This window comes from Spirosoma sp., assembly GCF_026391055.1.
Classification (GTDB): domain Bacteria; phylum Bacteroidota; class Bacteroidia; order Cytophagales; family Spirosomataceae; genus Spirosoma.
Genome location: NZ_JAPLET010000007.1, coordinates 1 through 17847, shown reverse-complemented (window position 1 = coordinate 17847; position 17847 = coordinate 1). Strand labels below are relative to the sequence as shown.

Annotated in this window: 15 protein-coding genes; 9 read left to right on the top strand and 6 right to left on the bottom strand. The window is 50.4% G+C overall.

The features are described from left to right. The first annotated feature begins 98 nt into the window (after positions 1-98). Both NT073_RS00705 and NT073_RS00700 read left to right on the top strand, forming a co-directional pair. On the top strand, positions 99-1610 hold the full coding sequence (locus NT073_RS00705) for a S41 family peptidase (protein ID WP_297367222.1): 1512 nt from the start codon (positions 99-101) through the stop codon (positions 1608-1610). A gap of 131 nt (positions 1611-1741) precedes the next feature. Beyond that, positions 1742-2287 carry a 3'-5' exonuclease gene (locus NT073_RS00700; protein WP_297367218.1) on the top strand — a complete coding sequence of 182 codons (546 nt, stop codon included), beginning with the start codon at positions 1742-1744 and terminating at the stop codon, positions 2285-2287. Here NT073_RS00700 and NT073_RS00695 read toward each other — a convergent pair. Next, positions 2284-5475 carry a sensor histidine kinase gene (locus tag NT073_RS00695; protein WP_297367215.1) on the bottom strand — a complete coding sequence of 1064 codons (3192 nt, stop codon included), beginning with the start codon at positions 5473-5475 and terminating at the stop codon, positions 2284-2286. The two genes, NT073_RS00700 and NT073_RS00695, sit on opposite strands and share 4 nt — an antisense overlap. Before the next feature lie 207 nt (positions 5476-5682). Here NT073_RS00695 and NT073_RS00690 point away from each other — a divergent pair, with 207 nt between their 5' ends. After that, positions 5683-7821, top strand: coding sequence for a prolyl oligopeptidase family serine peptidase (locus tag NT073_RS00690; RefSeq protein WP_297367213.1), 2139 nt, complete (start codon positions 5683-5685; stop codon positions 7819-7821). A gap of 230 nt (positions 7822-8051) precedes the next feature. On the opposite strand, the gene NT073_RS00685 is transcribed toward NT073_RS00690, so the two are convergent. Both NT073_RS00685 and NT073_RS00680 read right to left on the bottom strand, forming a co-directional pair. Next, positions 8052-8222 carry a hypothetical protein gene (locus NT073_RS00685; RefSeq protein ID WP_297367210.1) on the bottom strand — a complete coding sequence of 57 codons (171 nt, stop codon included), beginning with the start codon at positions 8220-8222 and terminating at the stop codon, positions 8052-8054. Continuing rightward, on the bottom strand, positions 8188-9405 hold the full coding sequence (locus NT073_RS00680) for a glycosyltransferase family 1 protein (RefSeq protein WP_297367207.1): 1218 nt from the start codon (positions 9403-9405) through the stop codon (positions 8188-8190). The genes NT073_RS00685 and NT073_RS00680 overlap by 35 nt, the downstream gene beginning before the upstream one ends. 361 nt (positions 9406-9766) lie before the next feature. Here NT073_RS00680 and NT073_RS00675 point away from each other — a divergent pair, with 361 nt between their 5' ends. The 3 genes from NT073_RS00675 to NT073_RS00665 all read left to right on the top strand — a co-directional run bounded on the left by NT073_RS00675 (position 9767) and on the right by NT073_RS00665 (position 11913). Further along, the gene (locus NT073_RS00675; protein WP_297367204.1) at positions 9767-11128 is read left to right on the top strand and encodes a family 1 glycosylhydrolase; all 1362 of its coding nucleotides are present in this window, start codon (positions 9767-9769) and stop codon (positions 11126-11128) included. A gap of 42 nt (positions 11129-11170) precedes the next feature. Further along, positions 11171-11542, top strand: coding sequence for a hypothetical protein (locus NT073_RS00670; protein ID WP_297367201.1), 372 nt, complete (start codon positions 11171-11173; stop codon positions 11540-11542). 140 nt (positions 11543-11682) lie between these two features. Then, a complete protein-coding gene (locus tag NT073_RS00665; protein ID WP_297367198.1) occupies positions 11683-11913 on the top strand; it encodes a hypothetical protein in 231 nt (76 codons plus the stop codon). Between the two features lie 58 nt (positions 11914-11971). On the opposite strand, the gene NT073_RS00660 is transcribed toward NT073_RS00665, so the two are convergent. Together NT073_RS00660 and NT073_RS00655 are read right to left on the bottom strand one after the other, a co-directional pair. Then, on the bottom strand, positions 11972-12400 hold the full coding sequence (locus tag NT073_RS00660) for a response regulator (protein ID WP_297367195.1): 429 nt from the start codon (positions 12398-12400) through the stop codon (positions 11972-11974). Positions 12401-12420: 20 nt separating this feature from the next. Continuing rightward, positions 12421-13410 carry a chemotaxis protein CheB gene (locus tag NT073_RS00655; RefSeq protein WP_297367192.1) on the bottom strand — a complete coding sequence of 330 codons (990 nt, stop codon included), beginning with the start codon at positions 13408-13410 and terminating at the stop codon, positions 12421-12423. Positions 13411-13768: 358 nt separating this feature from the next. On the opposite strand from NT073_RS00655, the gene NT073_RS00650 reads away from it, so the two are divergent. Next, positions 13769-14209, top strand: a complete 441-nt coding sequence (locus NT073_RS00650; protein ID WP_297367189.1) for a response regulator — start codon at positions 13769-13771, stop codon at positions 14207-14209. Positions 14210-14236: 27 nt separating this feature from the next. Here NT073_RS00650 and NT073_RS00645 read toward each other — a convergent pair whose 3' ends face one another. Next, the gene (locus tag NT073_RS00645) at positions 14237-15553 is read right to left on the bottom strand and encodes a T9SS type A sorting domain-containing protein (RefSeq protein WP_297367186.1); all 1317 of its coding nucleotides are present in this window, start codon (positions 15551-15553) and stop codon (positions 14237-14239) included. Between the two features lie 1241 nt (positions 15554-16794). On the opposite strand from NT073_RS00645, the gene NT073_RS00640 reads away from it, so the two are divergent. Together NT073_RS00640 and NT073_RS00635 are read left to right on the top strand one after the other, a co-directional pair. Then, complete coding sequence (locus NT073_RS00640; protein ID WP_297367183.1) at positions 16795-16956, top strand: hypothetical protein; 162 nt, start codon at positions 16795-16797, stop codon at positions 16954-16956. A gap of 347 nt (positions 16957-17303) precedes the next feature. Next, positions 17304-17847, top strand: a 544-nt coding sequence (locus tag NT073_RS00635) for a hypothetical protein (protein WP_297367180.1), incomplete at its 3' end; no start/stop codon positions are given.

Below are 17847 nucleotides of genomic sequence, written 5' to 3'. Positions count from 1 at the left end.
TAAACAATTCCTATTGATTTTAGTTACGCTAAATTTTATCTTCACGGAATGAATACCAAGAAATTCTATAGGATTTCTTACTACCGTAACGTGAAACGATGAAGATTAGTAAAACAGTTACATTGATAGGCTTATTTGTCGGCATAAGTTATCAGATTCTATCAGCTCAGGTGCTCACGCCAGCACAGGCTCGTACCGACCTCAGTTATTTAAAGCGCAAGCTCGATCTGCTCCATCCCGGCATGGGCTACTACACGCCACAGCCCCGGATGGAGCAGTTGTATGATTCGTTATACAACCGACTTACGGCACCCTACGACTATATGGCGTTTTTCCACCATGTCAGTCCACTGGTAGCCGCCCTCAAAGACGGCCATACCAACCTGAATCACCGAAAAAACTACATCGGCAAGTCTACCCGCTTTATCCCGTTCTACATCCGGCTGGTCGATTCACAGTACTATATAAGTCACAACGTATCGGCCGATAGCAGCCTGCAACGCGGCACCGAATTGCTATCCATCAATGGGAAACCAGTGGCCGACGTTCACCGCGAATTAATGAATACCGACCACTCCGGCTCCGATGGCGACAACCTGACCGGACGGCGGCAATGGAGCATGGTCCAGTTTGCCGATTATTACGCAGCCTGGTTTGGCTCGGCCGATTCGGTTAAAATCGCCTACCGGCTCACCGGCGACACGCTTGTTCGGCAAACGCGGGTTCGTTGTTTGAGCCTGGCCAATTTTAGGTCTACTATACAGCGTCGGTACGGGGCAGAGCTTGATCATCGTCCTAACCTATCCGTTCGAATTGTCGATACGCTGACCCGAACGGCGGTCTTGCGGGTCTCGTCATTTATGGGACTTAAAAAGAAGGACCCGTTTCAATGGGCGTATAACCGGCGGCTGAAACGGGCGTTCAAAACACTGCGCGAGCAGAATGTTCAGAATTTAATCGTTGATATGCAGGGCAATGGGGGTGGCATTGTGGTGAATTCGGCCCGGCTACTTCGGTATTGGATGCCGAAACCGTTCCGGATTATGGACCACGAAGAGATGAAACAGGCCGCCCGCGCCGAACTGGTTACCCGTTGGAACCCTTTCTCGGCACTCAATTTCAGTCTGCAATACCGAACCGATAAATCCGGCGGATTTGCCAGCCGATCCGGCAACCGCCGATACCGCCCACGGCACCGGGATGCGTTTCGAGGAAATATTTACTTCATGCAAAACGGCGCGTCGTTCTCGGCGACGACAACGGTGCTGGCCAAAACCCTCGATGCCGGCATGGGCACTTTCGTTGGCGAAGCGAGTGGTAGTGCCTACTGGGGCGACTTTGCCGGTCACTTTAAAACCGTTACCCTACCCAACTCCCGGCTTCAGGTGCGGATTCCGCTCAAAAAGCTTACACACGCCGTTGACACCGAGCGGGCCAACGGCTTTACCGTCGAACCCGATTTCATCGTCACCCGTAGTTTTGACGACCTGATGGTGAATCGCGACTATATTTTAGAGTATACATTACGGCTTATCCGGGAGGGTGTTGTGGTTCGGCCGGGGCCGGAGAAACAGCCGATTCATAACCGGTCGTTGCAGGCTTCGCGGTAAAACCTTACCTTTATAGGGTATTCGGTTCATCGTTTACGATATCCGGCTAAAATTTACGGTTTTGGTCAACTCACTGACCAGCAAGCCTGCTTTAGTCGAGGAAGTGAACGTATTCCGTAAACTTTTCTTTTGTGTATTGTATCGTTGACGTAGAAACGACTGGGGGCGTGAAAGGCCCTACTCGCCTTACCGAAATTGCCATCTTCCGCCACGACGGGCAGCAGGTAGTTGATTCGTTCCACTCACTGCTTAACCCCGGCTGCCCGATTCCGCCGTTTATCCGGCATCTGACGGGTATTTCTGATGAAATGGTGCAGGACGCTCCAACCTTCGCGGACGTAGCCGGGGATGTGCTTAACATTACCCAAGACGCCATTTTCGTGGCGCATAATGTTGGTTTCGACTTTAGTTTTATCCAGAAGGAGTTAAACTGGCTGGGGCATGACTTTCTGCGACGAACACTGTGTACGGTTCGTACCAGCCGGAAGCTGCTGCCGGGTTATCCATCCTATAGTCTGGGAAAACTCTGTCGCTCCCTCGAAATCCCGCTCAATGGCCGCCACCGGGCGCAGGGCGACGCAGCGGCTACGGTTCTGCTGTTTGAGATGCTGCTGAAAAATGACGCGCAGGGACTCATTCCGCGGATCACTTCCCGCATTGAGTACACCACCCGCTAATCCGAAAGGGGCAGGTTCGATTGCGGTGCAGGCACAGAATGCTTCGCCAGCGGACTTATAGGCACGTCTATAATGGCCTGTACCCCTTGGCCGGCCTGACTTTTCCAGGCAATGCGACCGCCCAGAATACCCACCCGGGATTCAATATTTCCAATTCCCAGACCCGACGCTTTTTTCTGCGTTTGGTCGTAATTAAACCCACGCCCGTTGTCCTGATATACCAGCACGATCTGGTCGGGCATCTGAGTTATGGTTAGATTAATCATTGTTGCGTTGGCGTGCTTGAGGGAGTTACTGACCAGTTCCTGCGTAATTCGATACAGCATTACCTCCACCTCGGCCAGAAGCCGGTTCTCCTGCTCTGTAATTCCATTCAGCAAATACTGGGCCTGTACAATTCCGCTGGCTGTAATCCGGGCAAACAACTCATCCACAGCCGCTATGTATCCATGTCGTTCCAGGGTTTGGGGGTTTAACTTGCGCAGCATATTGCGTACATCGCCGATAGTATCGTTGATCAACTGAAATATGGTTGCTCTGAGTGGAATAATACCCGGCGTTGCACCGGCAAGTTGCGTAAGCTGAGTTATGTAGAGTTTGATGGTTGCCAGCCGGGTTCCTATTTCGTCGTGTATATCCCGGGCAATGTCTTTTTTTACCTGTTCCTGAATATCGTAAGCTAACCGCACCCGGTCGGCCTGCTGGGTACGAATGGCATTTTCGCGGTGGAGTATCCATACCCAAACCAGGGCCGCCAAAATCAGCAGCACCAGCATGATAAAGGGGACTTTCCGCCAGAAAGGCGGTTCAATATATATAGCCAGTGTGCGTGTATGTGCGCTCCAGTGCCCATCCTGATTGGCGGCTCTTACCTTAAATATATAGTTACCGGGAGGTAGATTGGCATACCGGACATAATTTCGCTCTCCGGCCATCACCCAGTGGTCATCGTAGTTGGAAAGCTGGTATTGATAGCTGTTGTGCCCGTTGCTGGTATAGTCCAAAGCCGCAAACTCCAGCGACAGGGTGTTTTGCGTATGCCTGACCCGAATGCGTTTATCTTCACCAACGTATGTATCAGACTCAAAGGGCTCCTCGTTGATGTTCAGCGAGTTGACATACACATAAGGGCTGTAGGAACTTGGCCGAAACGCATCCGGCAGGCATCGGTTGAAGCCGCTTACCCCACCGAAATATAGCTCGCCAGAAGCCGTTTTCAGAAAAGCATTCCCATTGAATTCGTACCCCTGAAGCCCATCACCCGGCATAAAATTTTTAATCATTTTCGTAGCGGGATTCAAGCGCGAGACGCCCCGGTTTGTACTCATCCAGATGTTGTTGTCCGCATCGGATAAGGTTCCGTACACAAATGAATTGGCCAGCCCCTGCCGCTCCGTGTATAATTGAAAGCGATTGCTTTTATCCGGCAAATTGATCAGCCCCCGGTCGCTGGAGAGCCAAAGAGTCGGCTGGCGATCGTCGGGCCTGATGTTCAATATGGTGTAGCCTTTTAGACCGGACCGGATAAACCGCCATGGATTCCGCCCTGCGGTTAACTGATAGCAGTAATACCCATTCAGGAAAGTCCCGATCCACAATTGCCGGGTCGATGGATTATAGAAAAGACTAAATACGTTCTGATTGGCCAGAGTCGGCACTTTCGACCATAACCGCCGTTGGGTATCCAAGGCGTACAAACCACTTTCGGTGGCGGCAATCAGCATGGTATCCGAAATACTGACCAAGTTCCGGACGTAGTCGTCCGGAACTTGGTCGGGAATGGACGACTCAAAACGAATTGACTCAAATACTTTAGCCGCCGGACTGTATATCAATACGCCCCCCTGAATTCCCACCCAAATCTGCCGCTTTGGGTCTCGATAGAGGCATCTGACTTTCGGGTTTATCAGGCCAGCGTCCGACGGTTTACGCGTCAGAAAACGCTCTACTATCCGGTTTGTAAGGGGATTAAACACATCAATACCGTTTTCGGTAAGCACCCATAAACGATCGAACTGTTCTTCCATAAACCCTCGAACGGTATAGCTGCTCAGTTTCTGATTGGCCAGCAGTGGATCGTAAGAGACGGCCTTAATAAGCCCGCCAAACAGAAAGGCATCGGGTATAATGCGGGCCAGTCCATCGGGGTCCATATTGGCCCAGACTATACCCTGCCGATCGACGTACACTTTACTGATTTTCAGCTCACTCAACTGGCGGCTAGTCTGGGTGAACCGATTTATCTGCCCGAACAACCGGGATCGCTTGTCGAAGTACAGAACCCCATCTCGCTGGGTGCCTAACCAGAGCCGGCTGCGCTGATCGGGGGCAATGCTATAGATTTCACTAATGGGCCGAGTACCGGCGATGGCGTAGGTTTGGGCCGTTTTCCGATGATGGTCGAAGCGAATCAGCCCGTTGCCGGTACCAATCCAGACAATATCATCCGTATCAACAAAGAATGAAAAGACGGGCAGAGTCGCACCAAACTGATTGTCGGCATGATCGCTGAAATACCGGGAGAGTGTCCGGCTTCGCAGGTTATACCGCATCAAACCCATTGGTGCATGCAGCCAGACATCGCCCGCAGGTGTTCGAACGGTCGAACTCTGGAGATCGTATTCTTTTGTTGGATGCAGGTCCGATGCCAGAATGGTCTTACGCTGCGTACGGTAATGATACCGCACCAGCCCTTCTGCATCACTCAGGTAGAGCAGTTCATCGGTATCAACAAAGAAGGGAAGGATGCGACTGGCCAGCCGTCTCTGACTGGTGGCCGATCGGTTGGCAAAAAAGCAGTCGAACCGGTCGCGCTGCCGGTCGTAGCGATTAAGGCCCTCTTCGGTACCTATCCACAGATTACCGTCGGGGTCCTCTACTATACCGAAGATATTGATACCCCGAATGGAGCCCGGCAGCACACTGCCAGCTTTCCCAAGGGCGGGCCGGTACGTTCGAAAATGGTGCCCGTCGTAGCGATTGAGCCCGTCCTGCGTACCGAACCACAGAAAGCCCCGGCTATCTTTCAGCATGTAATAGACCGATCCCTGGGTCAGGCCGTCGCGCACGCTAATGTGATCGACCCGAAACGTGGGAGCGGCACCCGGCCTCGCTGCCTGCGCCCATCCAGTCTGATGCAGATGGATACAGATGACGAAGTAGACACAAATGCAGAGCAGAGTTCGCATCGTTAGCAAGCAACAAACATGACAACAATTACGTATGAATAAGCCACTTATCCGGCGATTTCAGATTTCACCCGGCACTAAATGTAAATAAATAATTGATGTTCCTAACAGTGCGTGAACCTATTCGAACAGGCTTATTTGGTTTTTCGTTGCCAGCCCCGTAATTCGCGTAGATTCCCTTAACTGTCTATAAAAAACGCCCGGATTATGCGTTACCTTCATCTCATTCGATTACTTCCTATGTTGAGTTCGTCTGTCATTCTAGCCCAGACCACCGGCCCGCTTCCGTACCCGGTCGCCAAAAAAACGGATCAGGTCGACACCTATCATTCAACAACGGTCGCGGACCCTTACCGCTGGCTCGAAGATGACCGCTCGGCCGAAACAGCCGCCTGGGTCAAAGCCGAAAATCAGGTTACGTTCGACTATCTCTCGCAGATTCCGTACCGCAAGCAATTTCAGGATCGGCTTGAGCAAGTATACAATTACCCGAAATACTCGGCCCCAAATCGTAAGGGCGACTGGTTTTACTTCTCAAAAAATGACGGCTTACAAAATCAGGCCGTACTTTATCGGCAAAAGGGCCTCGACGCCAACCCGGAACTTGTAATTGATCCCAACAAACTTTCGGCCGATGGCACCACCCGGCTAGGCGCTTTTTCGCTTTCCAAAGATGGCAAATACGCCGTCGTTGGGTTGTCGAAAGGCGGTTCTGACTGGCAGGAGTATCAGGTGATGGAACTGGCGACCAAGACGTATCTGCCCGATAAAATCGAGTGGGTGAAGGTTTCCGGGGCCGCCTGGCAGGGTGATGGCTTTTACTACAGCCGCTACCCGAAGCCCGAAGGCAGCGCACTGGCCGCTAAAAATGAGAACCATCAGGTTTATTTCCATAAGCTAAACAGCCCGCAATCGGCCGACCGGCTGGTGTACGAAGACGCCAAAAACCCGCAGCGGTTTCACATTGTCAGCACAACCGACGATGAGCGGTTCGCGCTGCTGTCTGTCAGCGATCGCGGCAACGGGAAAGATGGTAATTCGCTATTTTTTCTCGATGCTCAATCGACGGTGAAGACGTTCGCTCCCGTGGTAGCCGAGGTTACGGATTTCAGCTACGGCGTTGTCGACAACGACGGAGACCGCCTGCTGATCCTGACCAACGAAAAGGCACCGAACAGCAAAGTCATTGCCTTCGACACCAAAAAGCGATCGTTTTCGACGATCATCCCCGAAAAACCCGAGCCTATTGCCGAGAACAGTGTTAGCGCGGCCGGTGGCAAATTATTCGTAGAATACGCAAAAGACGTGACCTCTAAAGTAGTCGTATACAACTATAGCGGCAAGTATGAGACGGAGGTTCAGCTACCCGGCATTGGCTCATCGAGCGGGTTTGGGGGCGAAAAAGACGACAAATTCGTTTTCTATTCGTTTACGTCCTTCACGTTCCCGCCTACCATCTACCGCTATGATATCGCCAGTCGGAAAAGTACTGTGTTCCGCGCCCCTGAAGTCGATTTCAAGCCGACCGATTACGAAACCAAACAGGTCTTTTACACCAGTAAAGACGGCACAAAAGTTCCCATGTTCCTGACGTACCGGAAGGGACTGAAACTGGATGGCACCAACCCAACGCTTCTGTACGGTTATGGTGGTTTCAATGTTAGCTTACCGCCGTCATTTAGTCCGTTCCGGATTCCGTTTCTGGAGCAGGGTGGTGTGTATGCACAAGCCAACTTACGGGGCGGCAGCGAATACGGCGAGAAGTGGCACGAGCAGGGAATGAAGCTCAAAAAACAGAACGTTTTCGATGATTTCATTGCTGCAGCCGAATACCTGATTGCCCAGCGGTACACCAGCCCGGCCAAACTGGCCATTCAGGGTGGATCGAACGGGGGCTTGCTGGTGGGAGCCGTGATGAACCAGCGGCCCGACCTGTTCCAGGTGGCTATTCCGCAGGTGGGTGTAATGGACATGCTGCGGTTCCATAAGTTCACCATCGGCTGGAACTGGATTGCCGATTACGGCAGCAGCGACAATGCGGAGGAGTTCAAGGCGCTGTATGCCTACTCGCCCCTACACAATATCAAACTCGGTATCAAGTATCCCGCTACGCTCATCACCACCGCCGATCATGACGACCGGGTGGTACCGGCTCACTCGTTCAAGTACGCAGCAACCTTGCAGGCAACATACAAAGGGCCGAATCCGGTATTGATTCGAATCGACACGAACTCGGGGCACGGAGCCAGCAACACGAAGAAGAACATCGAAACAACGGCCGATATTTACTCCTTCATTCTCTGGAATATGGGCGTAAAAAGCTTAAAAGAGATCGCCAGCAAGTAATCCTGTCTCCGCAGACGCATGCAAAACCGCAGTTCAGTCGACAGATTGAGCTGCGGTTTTGCATGCGTATAGAATCTTCGGCCAGTAAGACTCCGGGGAAAGTTGTGAAGCCATATTTGAGAATCTGACTCAAGTAGGTTTCTCAAAACCTACAGAATATGGATCGGGCAGGTTGTAAAACCCGACTTCATGCGGTCAGAACCGGGTAACACCACTCGTTGATCTTCGGGCTACTTCACGGCCTCAGTCCATTGGTTATTGGCGCAATTGACGCAGATACCGCCCTGATGCAGCCGGACTGTTACCAGCAACGCCAGCAGAATAAGCACCGACTGCCTGTATACTTCGCCTAGAAACTCGGGCGGTTTATTGCTCCGCCAAAACGCCCTGAAGCTGTGCATTCATGAGTCGCTGCATCTGTTGCCAGGTATTATCCCAGGACTGTTCTTCCAGCCGGGCATCAATGGCTTTCCAATCGGCATCATGACCGGCCTTGAGCGCAAACTCAATGGCCTTTTCGAGGGTAGCGGCCGAGTCGCCGATGAGCACCGGCCCCCAGCCGCCATACGAACGTACCACATCGCGGATGGGCGTCGAGACAACGGGCAGACCGGCAGCCAGGTATTCGGGTGTTTTGGTTGGGCTGATGTACCGGGTAGCTTCATTGATGGCGAAGGGCATCATGGCTACCTGCCAATTACCAAAATAAGCGGGCAGATCACGGTAGTTTTTCATGCCGAGGTAGTGCAGGTTCGACGCTTGCGGCAAGCTGTTCGGGTCGATCTTAACGACCGGCCCCAGCAGCACAAACTGCCAGTCGGGTCGGCGCTTCGCCAGTTGACCCAGCAGATTCAGGTCGAGCCGTTCGTCAATGACACCGCAAAAGCCGATGCGGGGGCCACCAATGGCGCGCTGATCGTCGGGGTCCGGTATATCGGCCCTGCCGGGCAAGAAATGGTGGGCGTCAATGCAACTGGGAAACGCAAACACCTGCGAATGCCGGTTTTGTTTGGCTTCGTATAAGCTGTACCCGCCGGTATAAACCAGATCGGCTTTGCGAATGAGCTTTTCCTCCTGATCGAGCAGTAACGGAGACGCGCCCGAAAAAGCCGACAGCTCGTCCATGCAGTCGTATACGGTAAGGCGTGGTTTCAGGTGGCCGCTGAAGCGGAGGGCCATCGGTGTGTAATACCAGGCAATAAAGTCGTTAAGCTGCTCCTGTTCCAGCAACTGATTCACCAGTTGACGCTGCAACCGTACGGCGGTTTCGTCGTCGATGCCATGCGGCAAATGCGGCACAACCACCCAAAGCCGGTCGTCGACCTGCCGGATATCGAGCCGGAGGGTATCGTCCCATTTAGGTTCTTCTACATACCAGACGTTCCACTGCTTGCTGGCACGGCTGAGCAGGTGCTGCGGACGTTGGTAAACAAAATCCCAGCGCAGGTGAGAAAAACAGACTAGGTTCTGAACCTCGGGCGAACTGGCAAAGGCGTAGGAAGCTACGCTATTTTTAACGAGTGCCTTTTCCGGTTGAGGTTGTAAGGCACTACTCTTGGCGGACTTGTTAATCGTATAGTTCATTGGCTATTCATTGAGCCGGCAGCAAGTCATTAGATACATTACATAACCTGTCAGGCTGGCGTGTTCGTTCGTGGCTATTGAACTGTTCTGCGACTGTCTCTATCCAATAATTGTCCGAATTGATGAGCAAACGGCCCCCGGCCTCAAGTGGTTATTTACCTCAGTCCGATGCATTTACTGGCCCACAAGTCACTGTGTATACAACTAGGTATCAGCAAACCGGTATGAGTTACCAGCCCGTTTGACCGTTGCCTCATTCCTGTTACGAATTGGCGGACATACCTAAAGGGGCGGGTGTTGAGCAGGCCTAACCAATAAGCAGGCGGTAAGCAGTACGCCTTCCGGCCCGACAACAAACCCAATGAGTAATAGACAACGAAACCGGACTAATCTATACGTTTCTCAACAGAAAAAACCCGACTTATGGGGAGGCCTCGAATGCACTGTTAACCGGGTGGGCGATGTTTATCAGGATCAGGTAAAACGAGGTGGTCATCAGGACCGACTGAGTGACCTGGACTTAATTGCCGATTTAGGCATTAGCACCCTGCGCTACCCGGTATTGTGGGAACGGGCTGCCCCCGAACATCCCGATAAGCTGGACTGGTCCTGGACCGACGAACGGCTGAATCGATTGCGGGAGCTGGGTATCCGGCCCATTGCGGGGCTGGTGCATCACGGCTGCGGCCCCGCCTATGCCACCTACGATCAACCCGAATTTGAACATGGACTGGCCCATTATGCCCGTCAGGTAGCCGAACGCTACCCGTGGATCAACGCGTACACACCCGTTAATGAACCTCTCACAACGGCCCGCTTCGGCGGCCTCTACGGACACTGGTATCCGCATGGCAAGTCGGGCAAGGCATTTGTCGATATACTGCTGCGCGAATGCCGGGCTACCGTCCGGGCGATGGCCGAAATTAGAAAAGTGCGGCCCGATGCGCAACTCATTCAGACTGACGATCTGGGCAAGACCCACAGCACCCCGCTGCTCAGCTATCAGGCTGAACTGGAAAACGAACGCCGGTGGTTAAGCTGGGATCTGCTCTGCGGACGCGTAGTTCCGCACCACCCCCTATGGGATTACCTGCGCTGGTCGGGAGCGGGCGAGGCCGATTTGTGGTTTCTGGTCGAAAACGCCTGTCCGCCATCCGTTATCGGCGTGAATCATTACGTTACCAGCGAGCGCTATCTGGACGAAAATATGGGCGCTTATCCAGACCGTACGCACGGTGGCAACAAGCGCCATCGCTACGCCGACACCGAGATGGTACGTGCCTGTCCCGAGCACCGCACCGGTCTTGGTAGCTTATTGGTTGAAGCCTGGGAGCGCTACGGCCTGCCAATTGCCGTTACGGAAGCCCATCTGGGCGATTGCGAGGATGAGCAAATGCGCTGGCTGGGCGAAGTCTGGCAACAGGCTCAACTCGCAACCGATGCGGGGGCCGACATACAGGCTGTAACGGTTTGGGCGTTGTTAGGTATGTACGATTGGCATTGCCTGCTCACCCGCCAGGAAGACCGTCATGAACCGGGGGTCTTCAACCTTAGCAGTGGGAAACCCGAGCCAACCCGGCTCGCCCCAATGATCAGGCGACTGGCAGCTGGTGAGCCGGTAGAGTCCTTAATACCGCCGGGACGGGGCTGGTGGCAGTCGGCAAAATCTACCCTTCAGCTGACGCCTTCACTGAAGCAGGCTGTTTCACACTTTTTTGAGTAAAAGCTTGCTTAACGCGTTCAGCCAACAAACCACATTTGTTTTATGACTTATCGACTGATAAGCCTGTGGGCCGTTTGCCTCGGCTTGCTAACCGGCTGCGAAAGCGGCATTCGGGAGATTGACTTTGAAAGCAAGCAGTTTACTGCAACCTCTACAATCAACTCAACCGCGCATGCTGACACCGCCAGCCTAACTCATCTTATGGATTCGAAGCCCATCTATAGCTTCAGCAAAGGCGGCAAAGGAATCAACCATATTCGAATTGGTATGGTATCAAAAAATAAGCCCTTCACCTGGAAAATGAAGGGCGATAGCCTGCGTATCAATAATGAATCGTACGCCGTTCAGAAGCAGAATCAGGGATTTGTACTCCGCTCGGATTCGATTCAAATCATCCTGAGCCAACAACCCTGATACAGCCTTATGGGGTGCCGGACCGTTACCTAACGGTTGCGCATGCCTACACACTTCAGACTCGGCTCAGTCGTTTAACTTAACTGAGGGAAAAATAACCCAGAAAAAATCATATCCACTAACGATAATCTTGCAGAAAAATGACAATGATTTATGGCCTCTTTGGCCTGCTACTCGCTTCAGTGATGTTAGCCTGGCTGACAAAACCATCCAACTACGCCCCGGTTCCGTCAAAACGCCGGAAAAAGAAGAACAAACTTCGCCTACGGGATGCGCAGCCTTATTTGCAGGACGAAACGCCTGCCTCCGTTTCAGCACATCCATATCGGTCTGCTGAAACGGAGCAGCCATCTCAGCCATATGGGTTGTAGAAGGCAATGTATCTACAGATTCAAACCGGATAATTTTGCCATTATCGAGTAACTTGAATTAAGCAGACAAGTTTGAATCGAATGGCTGGTTCATGGTCAGCCAGTAATGACAGGTAGACTCGATCAGACTCCTGAGTGAGTTAAAATCCATTGGTTTTTGCAAAAACGAATTGACGCCGAGCCGATAGCCTTTCTGGATATCCTCCGGAGAGGCATCGGCGCTGAGCATCACTACGGGTACTATGTTCCAGTAAGGATGCTGTTTAATAATTTGCAGGGTCTGATAGCCGTCGCGGTGCGGCATATGCCGGTCCAGCATGATCAGGGCCGGCCGCTCCATCGTACGAAGCACATGCTGGGCCAGGGCGTTTCCACCGTCAAACAAACGCAGCTGATAGGTTGGCAGATGTCGGGCAAAGATGCCCTGTACCAGATACCGGTAGTCATAGGCATCATCCACGAGGTACACTTCTTTAGGATTTGTCATGGGCTATCGAAACGATTAAATTATCCGGCAAACACCAGCGGACGCAACTGCCGAATTTTCTCCTCAGCCTCGCTGATTTGAGCCCGGTATTCCTGAGCGGCCCTTACGTTACCACCCTCTTCCAGTACCTGAGCAGCCTTATCCAGGAGCATCACTGTCTCCTCCAACGCCCGAATGGCATTCCAGAGAGACTCTTCTATGGATCGTTTTAGTCCACTCAGCAACGAACTGGCGGTATAACCGTGCCCGGTATGACAGCGATACCGTAGGAGGGTCCCTTCCTGAATACTTGTCATTACGCCGTGGCATTCAGGGCAAGCCAGGGGCGAAAGGTCACCTTCTTCTAAAATCGACATATTGAAGGTATTTTCCTCTTCCGCAATCTTTACTTCTTTCTCCAGACGAAGCTGATCCTTTTGGGCAAGGATTGGCCGCTCATTAACCGTCTCCTGGGTTAATTTGGTCAACAGGGCCGCCATCTCACTAATGGGTACACTATGATCGACCACCACATTTTCCCGAACGCTCTCCGGCATACTGGGATAAAGAGCCTCTTCAGGTTCCTGAATGACGCTGACCCCTCCTAACCGTTTTACGGTCCACATGCCGGACGTCCCATCATTGAGCAACCCCGTAAGTACTACCCCGATTACGCGCGGACCGTAACAATAAGCGGCCGACCGGAACAAGGCATCAATAGAAGGCCTGAACCGGTTCTCTTTGGGCCCTCTTTTTACCAGCATCGTTTCGTTTTCAATGAGCAGATGATGGTCTGGCGGGGCAACATAGATGTGTCCCCGCTGAATTGGTTCTCCATCGACAGGCTGAATTACTATGATATTACCCGCATAATTCAAAATACGGGGTAAATAACTTGGTGCATCCGCGGCTATATGCTGAACAATAAAAATGGTAGCCGGTAAAGCGTGCGGTAAACCGGCTACGAGTTCTCTAAGCGCATACACACCACCCGCCGACGCACCAATCACGACAATATCCCGTTTGGTCATGCTATCGAGTTAATAAAGCTTCGCTTTTCCATAGCGAACCATAGTTGTCCTTAGACAAACCCGAAGAAACTTGTCTGAGCCGATAGTGGTGTAATTTGTGAGGATGTGGCGTCGCCCTGGAAGACATCAGACGCTATTGCCAGACAATCTGGTACGCTTTGCAAACCCGTTCCCGACCCGTGGGGCGTAGCTGCCCCAAGGCCGTCGACCTGCTTACCGGTTGATTACATATGACAACCGTTTTGTACTGTTTGTAGCTACAAAAACAGCCCCACGATAAAAAAAGTAGCGGATTGTCTTCGCAGCCAGTCAGAATAGGTATAGAGATTTTCTTCCACAACCATTCTTAACTAACTATATGTGCCTCAATCCCCGTATTCTTATCATTGAGGATAATCCCGACGATGCACTCTCACTTTGCCTGGCTCTTGAAGAAAGCGTGCCGAATGTCCAGCTAGCGGTGGTCAATGACCAACTGGGTTTAGTAAGCTACTTACGCCACATCGAGCAGAATAGCCACCAGATGCCCTGGTTAATTTTCTTCGACATAGATTTCCCAGACTCGGTTGACGGGGCCGGAGTCATTTCGCAACTTCAAAGCTATTTTTTGGTTTCATCGAGACGCTCAATTCCGGTTATTGCCATGAGCTCGTCTGCATCTCTTGCTGATGTTCGGGAATTACAAAAAGCAGGCGCCAACTCCTACCTGATCAAATCCGATAATTTCCGGCAGTTGGTAGCCGACTGCCGGGACATCACCCGGCACTGGTTTAAAACAGCCCTGCTACCACCTAACTGACCTAATTGCAGCTAGTACGAGAGTCTCTTACTTTACCAGCAATTCAATGGATTTGACACCCTGAGGTGTGGTTAACTGACCAATATACAGGCCATTGGGAAACTCTTTAACTTCCCAAGTTACGCGATTTAACGCACCAGCCTGAGCTTTACCGGTCTGGAGCGAACGCAGTACACTGCCCTTCATGTCAAGAATGTTCAGTGTGTAATCTCCGCCTTGTGGCAGAACAAACTCGATAGCCGTCTTTGTCTCGAATGGGTTAGGATAGTTGCGCAGTACGAAGGCGTCGGTAGACACCGGCGCCTTTACAGCCTCTTCAGTACCAGCGAGCGACGTCAGGGAGCGGGAGTCGGTACTGGCATCGTAAACAACAACATAATGATGATCCTGACGGGCTGATTTACCGCACAGATCCGTCAGAACAAAGGTGACGGAGTAAACACCGGCTTTGGTATACCGATGAGTACCCCGTACGGTGCCCCCCTCAATGAGCCCGACCGACGATGTTTCGTCCCCCCAGTACCATACAGCCTGACTGCTATTGGTATCGTTAAAATTAATGGTAAGGTTCACTTCATTGCCGATCTTTACTGGGTCTCCGGGTGCTTTTACCAGGCTTACAACCGGTGTTGCATTGGTTACAGTAACAGTTTGCGTAACAGGAACTGCTGCATTTCCATTAATGTCGCTGACATGCCAGGTAACGGTTGTTGTCCCTACCGGATACTCGGCCGTTAGGGGTTTACCATCACTACGTACGCCAATAGGCTGACCAACCGAACAGTTATCCGTGGCTAAAGCGAACAGGTCGACAACGGCTCCCGGCTTACCAGCGTCGTTTGGAAGCACTTTATCACCATTGGTACTGATAACCGGTGCTTCGCTATCGAGTACGGTTATGGTTTGTGTAACGGGAGAGGGAGCATTGCCTTTGCCATCTGCAAGGCTCCAAATAATCGTTGTAACACCGGCCAAATACTCTGCATGTAACGGCTTCCCATCGCTGCGTACCGCTTTCGGTTTACTTACAGAACCGTTCCCGATTGCTAATGCCGATGCTTTAAAAAGAACTCCGCACTTACCAGCCTTGTACGTAAACGTTTTATCGCCGTTGGTTTTGATGACCGGTGTTTTCCTGTCAACTACCGTAACGCTTTTTGTACCGGTAGCTGTTACCTCCGCCAGATACCCGACCGTTGTTAACTGGCTTAATTTAGCATAAGCCGCTTTAGGGTAAAGGCCAGTTACCAGACATACCAGAATGCAAAGAAGGTGAAGCTGCTTTACCAGCCTATCTCCTTTTCTCTTTCCCGTAGACGATGGTAATTTATCATAATAAGGCATACCTGTATATGGGAAATTAATTGATGGACTGTATAGCCAGCCAAACAACCTGATGTAACCGAGTTTGTAACGATTTAGTACATGCATCTTACCTTATTAATTTGTAGCGTGGATACCAAAAACTTCCCTCTTTCGGGCATGTAAACCAACATATATAGGCTGGCTTTACCAGCGGTTATTCGCAGATACCAATAACCCTATTATCACCTTCGGTTTATCGTTCACAAAAATAGATGTTATAAATCGTACAACAGTGAAATAAACTTACAACTATACTCGTTTTTACCAACCGCTTAATAACTTTAGACCAATTTTCTTAAGGTGAATCAGAGGTGTGTAATTACTACTTATATTTCTGCCGGATTAGCCCTTTTATTAAAAAAAACAACCAACTATAACCTTGTTAAAATGGACAAAATTTCATTAAATTTATTACAAAAAAGAATCAACTAAAGTATTAACTATTTTGATTATAATTAATGGTAAATTTCTAAAAATCAGGATTTTATCTAAATATACACTTAACCTCCTGATCACCTAATATTACTATTTAGTGCATAAATTTTTTACACACAATCTACTGATTTCTTTATTAATCGGTAGCAAATTAATAAACTAAACCAATCTATGTGCCGACAAACTTGTACCTGAAATTCAGGTATTCATATACCTATTTGGCAACACTTTTATATACGTGATTTATTTATTGATCCTCATCGACTGGTTAAATCTTCGTCAACCCTGTAAGAGTCTTTTGCCAACACAAAAGCGGCACGTATTTTTGTTTAAGCTATAATGCCTAGAAAGGGATGAGTAACGGAAATATTTGTCTCGATTCACCGATAAATAAATAACTCTTTTCACTCATTTTTTATCGGCTCACTTTCGCTTTTAATAATCGATTTTTCACGACTTGTTGGCACTACTACTAATGTCGTTTATTTCGAAAATTTGAATCAACAAATCGATAAATTATTTGTATGTCAAAGATAAATATAAATAACATTTTGTTTAAAAAATGTTATTTATGAAAACAAAACTAACGACGCAATTTGTCTTCCAAAAGAGTCAGAATAATACAAACAGCAACGTTGCTCCAGTAAGGTATTTATTGTGAAGAAGCTAGGCTGTCTACAGTCAGGTTAACAAACACTAAACTAATGAATTGACAATGCTATCCAAGTGAATGTCTGTAGCTAAAAACGGCCAACACGTATTCGCTAAACACCAACTTCATGACTATGAACAATTTAAAGAAAATAAACCCAGCGAGTTATACGAGCACACCTGGTCTCCAGTATGATTTTCGCTTTCATTCTCTCTCGGGAAGCCTGACAAACGACCAACTACGCGACTGGCGTGGTGCAGACTTCCTACCTGCCTGGCACACTGTTAATGCGTAACGTTCACGAAGATCTCAGCCTGGACAACGTACGTTATCAAGCCAGCTGTCTGTAAACACGGCAGATCTTCGTTTTTGATAGTGTCCATATATCCGCATGAGGTATACGCACGAGAGGTGATTGCTGGTAGACAATCCGTTCAACCTACCTGTTCCGTATAGACTACTGACTCCATATTCTGCTTTATCCCAGCTACTTCCTGAGGTTCAGTTGTGATTTGATTAACTCAAACACAGCCAACTCTATTTGCGGTAGCCGCATGCAGCACAGGTGCCGATGACTGATCATGATTCCTCCCGCGTTAGAGCTAACGTGGCAAACAATTTAATTAACTCAATTTCATTATTATGAAACACGTATTCTTGCTATTGTTCCTGTTTGCCAGCATCACCTCCCTACAGGCTCAGGTGTCGGAAACAACAGGAATTCGACTTTACCGGGTTAACGATCATCTTGTCAAAACAGAAGCAGACGGCTCTAATCCGATCAGCTATCCGTTTGCCAATGTACAGGTGCGCGCGGCCAATGACCTGATAGAGGTGAGCATTACAAGTGCCGCTACCCTCTATTACACTCCCTCTCTTTTTCTTAATGACCAGGGGGTTCCTTACGGCAGCACGGTTAATTCAGCCGTCAGTACTTTCCAGCAAACCATTCCCGGCACTTCAGCTACGGGCAGTAGCGGAACAGCCGTAACAACCGATGCCAGTCTGTTAACATCGGGCACGCTGGACGATGCCCGCCTGAGCACCAACGTGGTCAAGACGACCGGTTCCTACTCGAACCCTACCTGGCTGAACGCCCTCGATCCTACCCGCATCACCCAAAGCAGCCTCCACCGGTTCGTCTCCGACAGTGAGAAAGAAGCCTGGAATAACAAACCTGACCTTA

What these genes read in the sequence shown, in the direction of transcription:
- NT073_RS00695 (WP_297367215.1), bottom strand. Translation starts at nt 5,475, where the DNA reads ATGCGAACTCTGCTCTGCATTTGTGTCTACTTCGTCATCTGTATCCAT.
- NT073_RS00640 (WP_297367183.1), top strand. Translation starts at nt 16,795, where the DNA reads ATGAACAATTTAAAGAAAATAAACCCAGCGAGTTATACGAGCACACCT.
- NT073_RS00660 (WP_297367195.1), bottom strand. Translation starts at nt 12,400, where the DNA reads ATGACAAATCCTAAAGAAGTGTACCTCGTGGATGATGCCTATGACTAC.
- NT073_RS00665 (WP_297367198.1), top strand. Translation starts at nt 11,683, where the DNA reads ATGACAATGATTTATGGCCTCTTTGGCCTGCTACTCGCTTCAGTGATG.
- NT073_RS00705 (WP_297367222.1), top strand. Translation starts at nt 99, where the DNA reads ATGAAGATTAGTAAAACAGTTACATTGATAGGCTTATTTGTCGGCATA.
- NT073_RS00685 (WP_297367210.1), bottom strand. Translation starts at nt 8,222, where the DNA reads ATGCACAGCTTCAGGGCGTTTTGGCGGAGCAATAAACCGCCCGAGTTT.
- NT073_RS00675 (WP_297367204.1), top strand. Translation starts at nt 9,767, where the DNA reads ATGAGTAATAGACAACGAAACCGGACTAATCTATACGTTTCTCAACAG.
- NT073_RS00645 (WP_297367186.1), bottom strand. Translation starts at nt 15,553, where the DNA reads ATGCCTTATTATGATAAATTACCATCGTCTACGGGAAAGAGAAAAGGA.
- NT073_RS00680 (WP_297367207.1), bottom strand. Translation starts at nt 9,405, where the DNA reads ATGAACTATACGATTAACAAGTCCGCCAAGAGTAGTGCCTTACAACCT.
- NT073_RS00690 (WP_297367213.1), top strand. Translation starts at nt 5,683, where the DNA reads ATGCGTTACCTTCATCTCATTCGATTACTTCCTATGTTGAGTTCGTCT.
- NT073_RS00655 (WP_297367192.1), bottom strand. Translation starts at nt 13,410, where the DNA reads ATGACCAAACGGGATATTGTCGTGATTGGTGCGTCGGCGGGTGGTGTG.
- NT073_RS00670 (WP_297367201.1), top strand. Translation starts at nt 11,171, where the DNA reads ATGACTTATCGACTGATAAGCCTGTGGGCCGTTTGCCTCGGCTTGCTA.
- NT073_RS00650 (WP_297367189.1), top strand. Translation starts at nt 13,769, where the DNA reads ATGTGCCTCAATCCCCGTATTCTTATCATTGAGGATAATCCCGACGAT.